This window comes from Rhodoferax sp., assembly GCF_039922535.1.
GTDB lineage: Bacteria > Pseudomonadota > Gammaproteobacteria > Burkholderiales > Burkholderiaceae_C > Rhodoferax_B.
Genome location: NZ_JBDTEM010000510.1, coordinates 1 through 12,156, shown reverse-complemented (window position 1 = coordinate 12,156; position 12,156 = coordinate 1). Strand labels below are relative to the sequence as shown.

The following is a 12,156-nucleotide window of genomic DNA, read 5'->3' as shown; positions in this document are numbered from 1 at the left end:
AAAGCCGAGGTTGGCGCTCCAGAGTCCGCCCACGCCATCGATCATTTTGTGTCCGTCTATATCCCATATCCAGCTGCCTTCGCCGCGTGCAATGATGTCGGGCGGGGTTTGCTGCATAGCCTTAGGATGGGCCATAGGGTGCCAGAGGTACTGGGCGTTGGCTGCCTTGAGTTCGGCAGTAGTCATCTTGCTCATAGTGGTTCCTTCCAATTTCAAAGACAAAGACGTGCAGCGATTGCGGCAGTGTTGCCAGCGATGTCGCGCAAATCGAAATATTGGGTTTGCAAGCCAGCATTGACACCGCCCGCGATGTTGCGGAACTGGTCGTCCACAAACAAAATGTTTTCTGGTCGCAATGCCAGTGCTTCAATAGCCATGGCGTAGGAGCGTGGGTCGGGTTTCAGGATGAGGTTGTGGGTGGCATCCACGATCATTTCCATCTCACCGAGGATGTCCATACGTGACAAAAATTCTTTGCCATAGAACAGCTCCAGCTCGTTGGTCAGGATGCCAACGCGAATGCCCTTGTTGCGGGCCTGCAGAATCAATTGCTTCATAGCTGGGCGCACCACGGCATTCGGGTCGGTTTGGCGTACGCGCGTCAGCATCGTTAGGACGTCCCAACCCGGTTCTCCTACGGCTTCGCCGAGTTCGCGGGCACGTGCTTCCCAGTAATTGCGTTCGGTGATTTCGTCGCGCTGCATGGATTGCCACAAGGCGTCCGTCTCGGGGGCTATGGGACCCATCCAGCCCAGGCTGCCTTCGGGCAGACCTAATAGGGCTTCGGTTTCACGGTGCCGTTCGAAAACCGATACGCTAATCACACTGCCGAAGTCCAACAGCAGGGCTTTCGGGCGCACTTGTGCCAGTTCTGTTTTGGTTTGCATGGCTATCTTTCTGCGTGCTCAGCCGGCTACGCTGATCAGTTTGACTTCGGTGTATCCCAGCAGGCCTTCCAGGCCGCTTTCCTGGCCCAGGCCACTTTCCTTTAATCCACCAAAAGGTGTCTCTGGTTGGGACACGCCAAAGTGGTTAATGCCAACCATGCCGGCTTCTAGTTCTTGGCCCAGGCGGTGTGCCGTGGCCAGGTTCTGGGTAAATGCATACGCGGCCAGGCCATAGGGCAGGGCATTGGCGCGTGCGATGGCATCGCCCAGGTCGTCAAAGACATCCAGTACAGCGATCGGACCAAACGGCTCTTGGGTCTGTACCCGCGCGCTCAGGGGCGCGTCTTCCAACACGGTAGGCGCGTAGAAGAAGCCAGGGCGATCCAAGCGATGGCCACCACACAGCACGCGGGCGCCGTGGGCCAGTGCGTCGTCCACGATGCTCTGCATTTCGTTGACCCGACGCTCCGCAATCAGCGGGCCGTATTGCACGCCGTCGTCCAACCCATTTCCGACTTTCAAAGCAAGCGCACCAGCCACCAGTCCGGTGCGGAATGCATCTATTTGGGAGCGGTGCACCAAAAAGCGTATCGGTGAAGCGCACACCTGGCCCGCATTGCGGAACTTGGCGGGAACCGCCAGTTTGGCAACATCGGAACCATCTGCATCTGCGCACACAATCACGGGGGCATGCCCGCCTAGCTCGGCGGTATAGCGTTTCATGTGCCGTGCCGCCTGTTCGCCCAGCAATTTGCCCACCGGTACGGAGCCGGTGAAGGAGATTTTTGCAATCACCTTGGAGGCAATCAGGGTGGAGGAAATTTGCGCGGGATTACCCAACACCATATTAAGTACGCCCGCAGGAAGGCCTGCGTCCTGGAAGCAGCGCACCAGTTCCATCGCGGCGCCAGGCACCGCTTCGTCGGGTTTGAGGATCACGCTGCAGCCTGCGCTCAGGGCTGCGCCCAGCTTGCGAGCTGGCAGATTGACCGGGAAGTTCCATGGCGTGAAAGCGGCAACCGGACCAACAGGGACTCGCGTTACCGTTTGTGTGAGCACGTTAACAAGGCGTGGCGGTACGCCTCGGCTGGCCAGGCGTTTGCCTTCCTCGTTCAGGAAGTCGATGATGTCCGCCGCCAGCATGACCTCGCGCAGCGCTTCTGCAAGGGGCTTGCCTTGCTCCTGCGTCAGAATGCGCGCAATCTGTGGCGCCCGTGCGCGCAGCAGTTGTGTGGCTTGGCCAATAGTGCGAAAACGGTCTACCGCCAGAGTGCGGGACCAGCGCTTGAATCCATGGTCCGCTGCATCTTGTGCAGCTTGCAGCTCTGCTTCGCCGGCGATAGGGAAAGACCCTAGCAGCGATCCATCGGCTGGGTTGAAAATCGATTGCTGGCCTGCGGTGGTATGGCTGATCCATTCGCCGTTGATGAGCAACTGGATGACGGGATACGACATGGTCTGAGCGCCTTCTCTGCAAATATTCAAAGTACATGGCCGACATTGATTGCCGGGCTGGTGTGCCAAGTTTCAGAGAATGCAGGCCCATCCCGTTATCAAAAATGCGCACGATTGGGGGTGGGTCTGGCCCTTGACCGCGTGGCACCAAATTTGCGTCGTTGTTTTCCTTCTTTGCTCCACTTCCTGATGCGTACCCTTTCGATGCTTGCACTGTCCACTCCATTCCATATCGCTTCAGGTGATGCCTGGCAGCAGCGCGTAGAGACGGATGATGTGGATGTGTTGGCGGCTTCCCAGCCTGAGTGGGGTCTGCGCTATGACCAGCTTTCCAACGGTACATTCCATGGTTTGGTGCGCCAAGCGCAGCTACCTGGCTTGCGCCTGGTGCTGGAGCAGACCAACCAGGCCATGCGCCAGCGTGGCTATTTGGGCCGTGGAAATTACGGTTTTGCGATGGCCTTGGACCCGCAGCAGGAGGTGTTCTTCAACGGCCAGCGCTTAAACCACCACGCCATCATGCTAGGGCGTGGTGAGGATTTGGACCTGTGCACGCCGGCGCAGTTCGGCATGATTGGTATCGTGGTGAATGCGGATCTGCTCAACACTCTTTGGGAGCGCATGTACCAGAAACCCATGGCTGCTTGGTTGGAGCAGCAGATGGCGGCGCCTGCCACCCCGGTCATGGCCCAGGCCGTACGTGGGCTGCATATGGCGACCCTGGACGCGGTATGTACGCCGCAAATGCTCGGGTCTGCTGCGTTATTACAGTTGCGTGACGCTCTACTGATTGATTGGATTGAAGCAATTCCGCCTGATGTCGGAACTATGGAGCTGAAGAGTGTGGCCGCGCGCAAACGCGTTGTAGATCGGGCTTGTGAAATCATGCTCTCGCATACCCGTGAACCTCTAACAATCTTGCAGCTTTGCAGCCAGGTTGGTGCAAGTCGGCGCAAACTGAACTACTGCTTTAACGACGTGCTGGGCACTAATCCAGTGAAATATCTACGCGCAGTACGCCTAAATGGAGTGCGCCGCGACTTGAAGGCGGACACTTATCTCAATGTGAACGATGCCGCCGCCCGATGGGGTTTTTGGCATATGAGTCAGTTCTCACTGGACTATAAACGGCAGTTCGGCGAGCTGCCGTCTGCAACCCTGAACGCGCGACGGAGTGAGGTCCAAATAGATTGATAGTCTGGGCAGAGTGTCGGTTAAACCGGCTTCAGTATGCTGTTGTCTGGTCTCCAGTAGCGTCGGGTTATCTTTCCTGCGAAATCTGCCGAATGTTGGCAAGCTAAAAAAAAATTTATCCAAAGCGCACCGAGCGCATCGACAAACTAGCCTCTTCAAAACCGGTGTAGGGGAAGCTGATGGCGTCGTTCTCGTTCGCCGCACCCAGAGCATAGAGCAGGGGCACATAATGCTCAATACTCGGGTGGGCCTTGTGCCACAGCGAGTGCTTGCGGGCGTCCTGCGCCAGCAGGCTGGGCATATCGCGCTGCAGCAGTGCGGTCTTCACCAGGCTATCGAACTCAAGGGCCCAGTCATAGGCTTGTACGCCAGGGGTCTCGTCGGTCAGGCGCAGGTTGTGCACTATATTGCCGCTGGCCAGCACCAGCACGCCCTCTTCACGCAGCGCACGCAACTCGGTGCCCAGGGCCACGTGTTCGTCCATGCGCAGGCGGGTTGACATTGCCAGCTGAATCACCGGAATATCGGCCTGCGGGTACATATGGTGCAGCACCGTCCAAGCACCGTGGTCCAGGCCACGCTGCATGTCCAGGCCGCCGCCGGCAGCCTTCAGCTGACGGGCCACCTGTTGCGCAAGAGCGGGCTGGCCGGGGCTGGGGTAGCGCACCCCGTACAAAGCGGTGGGGAAACCGCCAAAGTCGTAAATGGTTTCCGGCCGGGCTACTGCGCTCAGCAAGGGCTGCTCGGCGGCCCAGTGGGCCGACACTACCAGAATCGCTCGTGGACGCGGCAGCTCGCGCCCCAGTGCGCCCAGGTGCCGCGTGAACGGGGTGTTGCGCAGCGCATTCATGGGCGAGCCATGGCCTATGAACAGCACCGGCATGCGGCCGCGGGCGGGCCCAGTTGCCAATGGGCCGGCGGCCTGGGCCAGGGGGTGGGCGGCAATCAAGGCCATGGCCGTATGGAAGAAATGTCTGCGGGTCATCGTGTGTGGTGTGAGAGTGCTCAGTGCGGCAGTGCCTGGGTTGGCAGCAGGCCAGGATAGCCCGGCGACGGCTCGCCCTTCACCTCGCCCAGGTGCAGAGTGATTTGCTGGCGGAACAGTTCCACGGCTTCACGGTTGCGCATGAATTTCTCAAAGCCGTTCACATCGGTATTGGCGTATTGCCAGATTGGTTTGTAACCGGCTGGTGCCGGCACATCGGTGCGGCTGGACCACATATACCAGACGTTTTGCTGCGTGTTCTTGTCCAGCAACCAGTTCAGATACAGCTTGGCCGCAGCCGGGTGCGGTGCCTGGCGCAGGATAGCAGCGCGTTGGGCCCAGGACACAAACGGGTCGGCCTTGGGCAGCACGAAGCGCGATTGGGCGCTGGCGTCCGCCACCAGGCCACCGTCGGTGGAGAAGGTGGCGGCAGCCTTGCCCGCTTCTACGTCGTCGGCCGGCGCTTGCGTGCCGCGCACAAAGTAGCTGTTCTGTGCCTTGAACTGCTGCACAAAGTCCCAGCCGTATTTGTCCACCGCCAGCTTGAACCAGTACAGCACGGCGTCGTCATCGTTCGGGTAGGTGGTGACGATCTTGCCCTTCAGCTCGGGCTTCAGGTAGTCACGCATCTCTGTGGGGATCTGCGCCGGGCTCAGTTGCCGGGTGTTGAACACGTTGGAGAAGGCGTCCACAAACACGCCCACATAGGCGCCGTCCTTGTCTTTGAAATCAGGGTAGACCGCATTCCAGCCAGCCGGCTTGTAGTTCAGCAGGCGGCCCTCGGCCTTCCAGCGCGGGAAATCCTGCAGGGTTTGCAGCATCACCAGATCGGCCTTCACTTGGTTCTGGCTGAACTGGTAATCCAGCCGGGCATTGTGGAACTTGCTGTAGTCCACCACCACGTTAAGCGTCATTCCGGGGAACTGCTTTTCAAACGCGGCCTTGAAGCCATCCTGCTGGCCGGCGGTATCGCCACCGGCATACACCACCAGCGTACCGCCCTCGGCCAGGGCGGCCTGATGCAGGGCCTTCAGGCCTCTGCTTTCCACGGCGGTAGCGGCAAAGCTGCTGCTCGCAGCCAGGCACCCAAACGCGAGGGCGGCGGCCTGGATAAAAGTCTTGCGGTGCATCAAAATTCCTTGTTGGTTCATTGAGGTGCGCCATGGTATTTCCGTATCCATATAAGATAAATAGCGCTTCATTGCAGTCTTTATTGCACGTTAGTACATAATCATTTACCCTTCGATCTCCACGGCACTATGGACACCTTACTAAGCATGCGGGTATTCCGTCGCGTCGCCGAAGCCGGCAGCTTTGTCGCTGCGGCCGATCAATTGCAGCTCTCGTCGGCCATGGCTAGCCGCCATGTGGCCCATCTGGAGCGCTACCTTGGGGCACGCCTGCTACACCGCAGTACGCGCCACCTGAGCCTGACTGACGGAGGCAACGACTACTTGGAGCGCTGCAAAAACCTACTAGACGAGCTGGATGAGGCCGAGTCCCAGGTCGGCCAATTGGCGCTGACACCTCGGGGTCAACTGCGCGTGAGTGCACCGGTATCGTTTGGTACGCGGCACCTGGGCGCAGTAGTCGGCACCTATGCTGCGCGTTACCCCGATGTACGGCTGAATCTGCAGCTCAGCGACCAGATGGTGGAGCTAGCTGAATCCGGCTTTGATATGGCGTTGCGCATAGGCGTTCAGCCCACCCCCAATCTGATCGCACGTCGCCTGTGCGCTGTGCGCGTCATGCTGGTGTGCTCGCCCGGCTATGCCCGACGCTACGGCTTGCCACGCACACCGGAAGATCTGCAAAAGCACCGCGCCATTGGCTACGCCTACTCTGAGGTGGGTGATGCCTGGACACTATGCGGCCCTGATGGCCCCCGCAATTACCCCATACGCCCGGTTCTATACAGTAATAACGGTGACCTAGCATTGGCGGCAGCGGCCGCCGATGTGGGCATCTCGTCAGAACCGACCTTTCTAGTCGGCGAAGGACTGCGCAATGGCAGCTTGATTTCCGTGCTGCCCGATTACCCACAAGAAGAGCTGTCCCTATACGTGGTGTACTTGAACCGCCGCTACCTATCAGCCAAGTTACGCACCTTCATCGACCTGCTGGCCGAGCACTTCAGCACTCCCTACTGGGATGCTGGGGTGTAGATACTGCTAGCAACAATTACGCAAGGATGGCCCTCATAACTTTAAAGAAGTGCGGCTTCCAAAGCTCCTTAAACTATCCTCGATCGCCTTTGCAGCGGCAACCACTTCTCCTGAGGCGAGGCGGGTGTTATGTGCGTCGAGTCGTTCATTTATGGCCGCAATGCTGACAGCTGCAATTGGGTTGCCCAATGAGTCGCGGATGTGGCAACCTATAGCGGTCGTGCCTAGCGTAATCCGGTTTTTGATCAGGGAAAATCCATTGCTTTGTGCATCGGCGATGGATTTCAGCAGTATGGTCTTGGGCAACTTGTTTTCTGCTTCTAGTCGCTCATGGTAGCTGTCTACATAGGCTGCGCATTCTGTCTTCTGCATTGCGGAAAGAATAGCAAGACCACCAGCACCCACGCCCAATAGCCGCCGACTTCCAACCTCCAGGGTCATCACACGAATGGGGGCATGGCCCTCCTGGCGGTCAATGCACACGGCTTCGTCACCGCTGCGCACTACCAAGTAGGCGGTGTCGCCCGTCTCCATAGCCAGCCGCGTCAGCACGGGGCGGCACGTTCCACGGATATCAAATTGCTGGGCCGCTGCCACGCCTAGCTCAAAAGCCAGGGTGCCCAAGCTGTAGCGGCGCGTGTCCGGGTTGCGATACACCAACCGCTCATCGATGAGCTGATTCAACAAGCGGTGCACCGTGGGATGAGGTAGTCCGCTGCTAGCTGTTAGCTGGGACAAGGCAACGCCTTTGCGGCTATGTGAGGCCAGGACACGCAGCAGGGACATGGCCCGGTGTAGCGGGCCTTCGGCTTCAGTCATAAGGGTATTTTCAAATGTTCATTCAATGGATGTTTATGAGCATACACGTGAAAATATGATTGATGAAAATTTGGTGCAAAACATAGGTTTGATGCACTATTAAGGGAATTTTGCACCAAATAAGGGACAATATATAGGGCGAAATTCAATGTCCATTTAATGGACTATTTTGTTTGAAGATGAGCTTGCTGCGGCATCATTGCGTCATGAAAGATTCACACAGCCAAGGTGCTGTAAGGGTCACATATCTACGGATACGCAACAAAGAAAGCCAGAAAATGAAATTAGCAAGTCTCAAAACAGGTGGGCGCGACGGTACCCTGGTCGTAGTTTCAGCCGATTTGTCGCGCTGCGTGACGGTACCGCATATTGCAGCCACGCTACAGCAGGCGCTGGAGCGCTGGTCTGTCTGCAGTACCGCGTTGGCGCAGGTGTATGCAGATTTGCAAGCAGGGCATTGCGTCCAGGCTTTTGCCATGGATGTGCACCAACTGGCCAGTCCCCTGCCACGCAGTTTTCAGTTTCTTGATGGCTCTGTTTATTTGCACCACATGGAAAAGGCCCGTAAGGCGCGCGGTGTTGCCATGCCACCCAACTACAAGACCGAACCTCTGATGTACCAGGGCTTGTCGCATGCGTTTGATGGCCCCACCGACCCGATGCGTTTGCCCAGTGATGACTTGGAAATTGACTACGAAGCTGAGATTGCAGTGGTGGTGGATGACGTACCCATGGGTGTGCGGGTAGAAGATGCATCCGCACACATCAAGCTGGTGATGCTGCTCAATGACTACACGCTGCGCGCGCTGACCAAGACTGAGTTGCCCAAGGGATTTGGGTTTTTGCAAGCCAAGCCTACTAGCGCGTTTTCGCCAGTCGCCGTCACGCTAGACGAGCTAGGCGATGCCTGGGATGGCAATAAGCTCAGCTTGCCATTGATTTCGGCGATCAACGGCCAGCGCATGGGCCAGCCCAACGCGGGCAAGGATATGTTCTTCAATTACCCGCAACTGATAGCCCATGCGGCACGTACCCGTGCACTCTGTGCCGGCACCATCATTGGCGCAGGCACCGTGACCAACCAAGATGAGTCTGGCGGCTTTGGTTGCATTGCTGAAGCCCGCATCCACCAGGAGCTGGAGCACGGCGAGGCAAGCATGCCATGGATGCGCTTTGGCGACATCGTGCGCATTGAAATGCTGGATGCCCAGGGAGTATCCATTTTTGGCGCGATTGAGCAGGCAATTGCCAAGGTTTGAACATGTTGGTTGAACAACGCACCTACACAACCCATCCGGGCAAGGCACGTGAATACCTGGCCCTATACGAGGCGGAGGGCTTGGCAATACAGCAGCGCATTCTGGGGCGCATGGTGGGTTACTACAGGACGGAGTTGGGTGAGCTCAACCAGGTGGTGCATTTGTGGGCTTATACGACTCTGCTGGAGCGCCAGGAGCGCCGTGCGGCACTACTAGATAACAGTCAGTTCAAGTTGTATGTGCAGAAGATGCTGCCGCTGCTTGTACGACAGGAATCGCAGATTTTGACCCCAGCCCCATTCTTTTCCGTAACGTGGCAGCCGCTTTCAACCACTGCCATTACCCATCAGGAACTTCAGGAGAAACAACATGCTTTGTAAAAAACTTCACCACGCAGCTTTCCGTTGCAAGGATGCGCGCGAAACCGTCACTTTCTATACCGAAATGCTGGGCTTGAAGTTCTCTCACGCCATGGGTGAGGACCATGTGCCTTCCACCGGAAAGTACAGCCCGCATGTGCACATCTTCTTTGAGATGGAAGATGGCAGCAATATCGCTTTCTTCGAGTGTCCCAAGGACCCAGGGAATATGAAGGACCTGGAGTCTCCCGACTGGATACAACATTTTGCCTTTGAGGTGGCTGATATTCCGACCCTGTTGGATGCCAAGCTGCAATTGGAGGCCAAGGGCTTGAAGGTGGTTGGTCCTACCAACCACGACGATTTCATTACGTCCATTTACTTCTTTGACCCATCGGGTCATCGTCTGGAACTGACGGCCCGCACCTGTGATAGCAGCCGCTTGAAAAGTTTTGAAGACGAAGCCCCCGCAGTGCTTGCCGCTTGGGAGAAGACGCACGATTGGTCTTTGCGCCAAGAGGTTTTTGGCTCAGCTTCTGGCTACCAACGTTCGGCGACTTAAGTCCCGTATTCCATTTCCTCCAACCGGTATCTCGACATGCGCAGCACCCCTGCCTTTGCATCAACCCCGCACCCAGTATCTGGTTCTGCGGCGAACGCCCCGGTGCTCGTGCACTTCAAGAATGTGTGTAAGGCCTATGGCACGGAAACCGTCGTCAACAATGTCAACGTTGAAATTCGCAAAGGCGAGTTCCTGACGCTGCTGGGGCCATCCGGCTCGGGCAAGACCACTTCCTTGATGATGCTGGCGGGGTTTGAATCCACCAGTTCGGGCAGCATAGAAATGGAGGGGCGCCGCATAGACACGGTACCCGCGCATAAACGGGATATCGGTGTGGTATTCCAGAACTATGCCTTGTTTCCGCATATGACGATTGCGGAAAACCTGGCATTTCCTCTGCAGGTACGCAAGGTACCCAAGGCGGAAATCGCCACACGTGTGGATGCAGCACTGGAGATGGTGCACTTGGGGTCCAAAGGACAACGCCGCCCAGCCCAACTGTCAGGTGGGCAGCAGCAGCGCATCGCGCTGGCCCGGGCCATGATCTTCAAGCCCAGTCTGATCGTGCTGGACGAACCCTTGGGGGCGTTGGACAAGAGTCTGCGCGAGCAGATGCAGTTGGAGCTTAAACGGCTACACCGCGAACTGGGCATCACTATGGTGTTTGTCACGCATGACCAGTCCGAAGCACTCACCATGTCGGACCGGGTCGCAGTATTTGACAAGGGCCGTATTCAGCAAATTGACACTCCCACAATGCTGTACCAAGCACCGAAGACGCGGTTTGTAGCTGGTTTCATCGGTGAAAACAATTTGATCGAGTGCACGGTGGCATCGTGCCAAGACGGAAGGGTGAGACTGCAAACAGCCGGCGGCGGTAATTTGGTGGCGCGTAGCGACCAGGCACTTGCCGTAGGCAGCCGTGTGACGTTTGCGCTTCGACCGGAGCAGATTGAACTGGATGTGTCGCCCTCTACAGCCCAAGACGCGCGACGCCACGTTATGTCTGGCCTAGTCCGTGACGTGATCTTTCTCGGAGATCAGTCCAAGTTGGTGGTGTCTTTCGAGGGTATTGGCGAGGTATTTGTCCGCGTTAGCACACGCTTTGGCATGCATGAAATCAGCGCGGGCACGACCTACACCTTTTCCTACTGGATAGAACTTGCACATGTGTTTCCGAGCACCGAAATCTCTTAGCCAATTACGGCATCAATGTTCGATAACTGAAAGGACGCAATATGAAAAGCTTTGTCAAACTGGCTCTTCCCATGGTGCTAGGAGCTGCTCTGTCAGCACCAGCCTGGGCTCGTGATCTCACTGTCGTGTCATGGGGTGGTGTGTTTCAGGATGCCCAACGGGAGGTGTTTTTCCAACCTTTTACGGCGGCTAGCAAGCTTCCCTTGAAGGAAGACAGCTGGGATGGCGGCGTAGGTGCACTGCGTGCCAAAGTCCAAGCTGGAGACGCGAATAACTGGGACGTGGTCCAGGTAGAAGCTGACGAACTGGCGGTGGGATGTGAAGAAGGTTTGTTTGAAAAAATCAAGCCGGGCACAGTGGGCGGAGCCAGCCGCTACTTTCCGGGCATGCTCAGCGAGTGCGGTGTTCCGGCCAATATCTTCAGCATCGTGGCTGCCTACGATGCGGACAAGTTCAAGACGGCTCCCCAAAGTTGGGCCGATTTCTGGGATGTGAAGAAATTCCCCGGCAAGCGGGCCATGCGTTCGGGCCCGAAGATGAATCTAGAGTTTGCCTTAATGGCCGATGGAGTGGCCCCGGACAAGGTCTACGACACGCTCAAGACACCGGCCGGCGTGGATCGCGCGTTCGCCAAGCTGGAGCAGCTGAAGCCCTACATCGTCTGGTGGACCTCGGGTAACCAGCCCATGCAACTGTTGGGAAGCGGTGAAGTCGCCATGACCACGTCCTACAACGGCCGTATCCCGGCCGCCAATGCCGCCGACAAACGTAACTTCAAGGTGGTCTGGAAAGGGGCCATGCTGAACCATGACAGTTGGGTGGTATTGCGCGGCTCCAAGCAGGCTGCAGATGCAGTCAAGTTTCTGGAGTTTTTTGGCCGTCCTGAGGTGCAATCCAAATGGCCTGCCAAACTGAACTACGGCGTGGGAGTCGTCAAGGCTCAAGAAATGATCCCGGCGGAGGCTGCGAAGAACTTGCCATCGGCACCGGAAAACCTAAAGCAGGCCTTGCCTTTGAGTGCCGACTTCTGGCTGGACAGCATCGACAAACTCCAGCCGCGGTTCGCGACCTGGGCTGCAGCCAAATAGTTGCCTGAGTAATCCGCCGCATAGCACCTTGTCTGGAATCCGCATGAGCACCACCGTACTTTCATCCCATGCCACAGCGCCGCCTGTTCGCACGCTTGGTCTATCCCGAGGCAAGGTCGGTGTGCTGTTATGGGCTCCGCTATTTATCTTCCTCGCATTGGTGTTTTTTGCGCCACTGGCGGGCAT

At 57.3% G+C, this 12,156-nt stretch carries 12 protein-coding genes and 1 pseudogene; 7 read left to right on the top strand and 6 right to left on the bottom strand.

Annotated elements, in window-relative coordinates; translation table 11 throughout:
• From ABI213_RS23815 to ABI213_RS23805, 3 genes and pseudogenes are all read right to left on the bottom strand, one after another.
• Positions 1–195: pseudogene (locus ABI213_RS23815) on the bottom strand (aspartate aminotransferase family protein); the annotation flags it as partial.
• A gap of 17 nt (positions 196–212) precedes the next feature.
• Positions 213–887 carry an HAD-IA family hydrolase gene (locus ABI213_RS23810; RefSeq protein ID WP_348028957.1) on the bottom strand — a complete coding sequence of 225 codons (675 nt, stop codon included), beginning with the start codon at positions 885–887 and terminating at the stop codon, positions 213–215.
• Positions 888–905: 18 nt separating this feature from the next.
• Positions 906–2,342, bottom strand: a complete 1,437-nt coding sequence (locus tag ABI213_RS23805; RefSeq protein ID WP_348014671.1) for an NAD-dependent succinate-semialdehyde dehydrogenase — start codon at positions 2,340–2,342, stop codon at positions 906–908.
• On the opposite strand from ABI213_RS23805, the gene ABI213_RS23800 reads away from it, so the two are divergent.
• Positions 2,292–3,536, top strand: coding sequence for a helix-turn-helix domain-containing protein (locus ABI213_RS23800; RefSeq protein ID WP_348014672.1), 1,245 nt, complete (start codon positions 2,292–2,294; stop codon positions 3,534–3,536). The genes ABI213_RS23805 and ABI213_RS23800 overlap by 51 nt on opposite strands.
• A gap of 115 nt (positions 3,537–3,651) precedes the next feature.
• On the opposite strand, the gene ygiD is transcribed toward ABI213_RS23800, so the two are convergent.
• Together ygiD and ABI213_RS23790 are read right to left on the bottom strand one after the other, a co-directional pair.
• Positions 3,652–4,521, bottom strand: coding sequence for a 4,5-DOPA dioxygenase extradiol (gene ygiD, locus ABI213_RS23795; protein ID WP_348014673.1), 870 nt, complete (start codon positions 4,519–4,521; stop codon positions 3,652–3,654).
• A gap of 20 nt (positions 4,522–4,541) precedes the next feature.
• Positions 4,542–5,651, bottom strand: coding sequence for an extracellular solute-binding protein (locus tag ABI213_RS23790; protein ID WP_348014674.1), 1,110 nt, complete (start codon positions 5,649–5,651; stop codon positions 4,542–4,544).
• A 129-nt stretch (positions 5,652–5,780) separates the two neighbouring features.
• Here ABI213_RS23790 and ABI213_RS23785 point away from each other — a divergent pair, with 129 nt between their 5' ends.
• The gene (locus ABI213_RS23785) at positions 5,781–6,686 is read left to right on the top strand and encodes a LysR family transcriptional regulator (RefSeq protein ID WP_348014675.1); all 906 of its coding nucleotides are present in this window, start codon (positions 5,781–5,783) and stop codon (positions 6,684–6,686) included.
• A 33-nt stretch (positions 6,687–6,719) separates the two neighbouring features.
• Here the strand turns inward: ABI213_RS23785 and ABI213_RS23780 are convergent, their stop codons facing one another.
• Positions 6,720–7,505, bottom strand: coding sequence for an IclR family transcriptional regulator (locus ABI213_RS23780; RefSeq protein ID WP_348014676.1), 786 nt, complete (start codon positions 7,503–7,505; stop codon positions 6,720–6,722).
• Positions 7,506–7,783: 278 nt separating this feature from the next.
• Between ABI213_RS23780 and ABI213_RS23775 the strand changes: the two genes are divergently transcribed.
• From ABI213_RS23775 to ABI213_RS23755, 5 genes are read left to right on the top strand one after another with little or no spacing between them, the layout of a single operon-like run.
• Entirely contained in the window at positions 7,784–8,764 is a 981-nt protein-coding gene (locus tag ABI213_RS23775; protein ID WP_348014677.1) for a fumarylacetoacetate hydrolase family protein, read from the top strand.
• A 2-nt stretch (positions 8,765–8,766) separates the two neighbouring features.
• Positions 8,767–9,144 (top strand): NIPSNAP family protein, encoded by a 378-nt coding sequence (locus tag ABI213_RS23770; RefSeq protein WP_348014678.1) that lies wholly within the window; start codon positions 8,767–8,769, stop codon positions 9,142–9,144.
• On the top strand, positions 9,134–9,685 hold the full coding sequence (locus ABI213_RS23765; protein ID WP_348014679.1) for a VOC family protein: 552 nt from the start codon (positions 9,134–9,136) through the stop codon (positions 9,683–9,685). Before ABI213_RS23770 ends, ABI213_RS23765 begins: the two co-directional genes overlap by 11 nt.
• 36 nt (positions 9,686–9,721) lie before the next feature.
• A complete protein-coding gene (locus tag ABI213_RS23760) occupies positions 9,722–10,882 on the top strand; it encodes an ABC transporter ATP-binding protein (RefSeq protein ID WP_348014680.1) in 1,161 nt (386 codons plus the stop codon).
• A 41-nt stretch (positions 10,883–10,923) separates the two neighbouring features.
• Positions 10,924–11,970, top strand: coding sequence for an ABC transporter substrate-binding protein (locus tag ABI213_RS23755; protein ID WP_348014681.1), 1,047 nt, complete (start codon positions 10,924–10,926; stop codon positions 11,968–11,970).
• Positions 11,971–12,156: the final 186 nt, after the last annotated feature.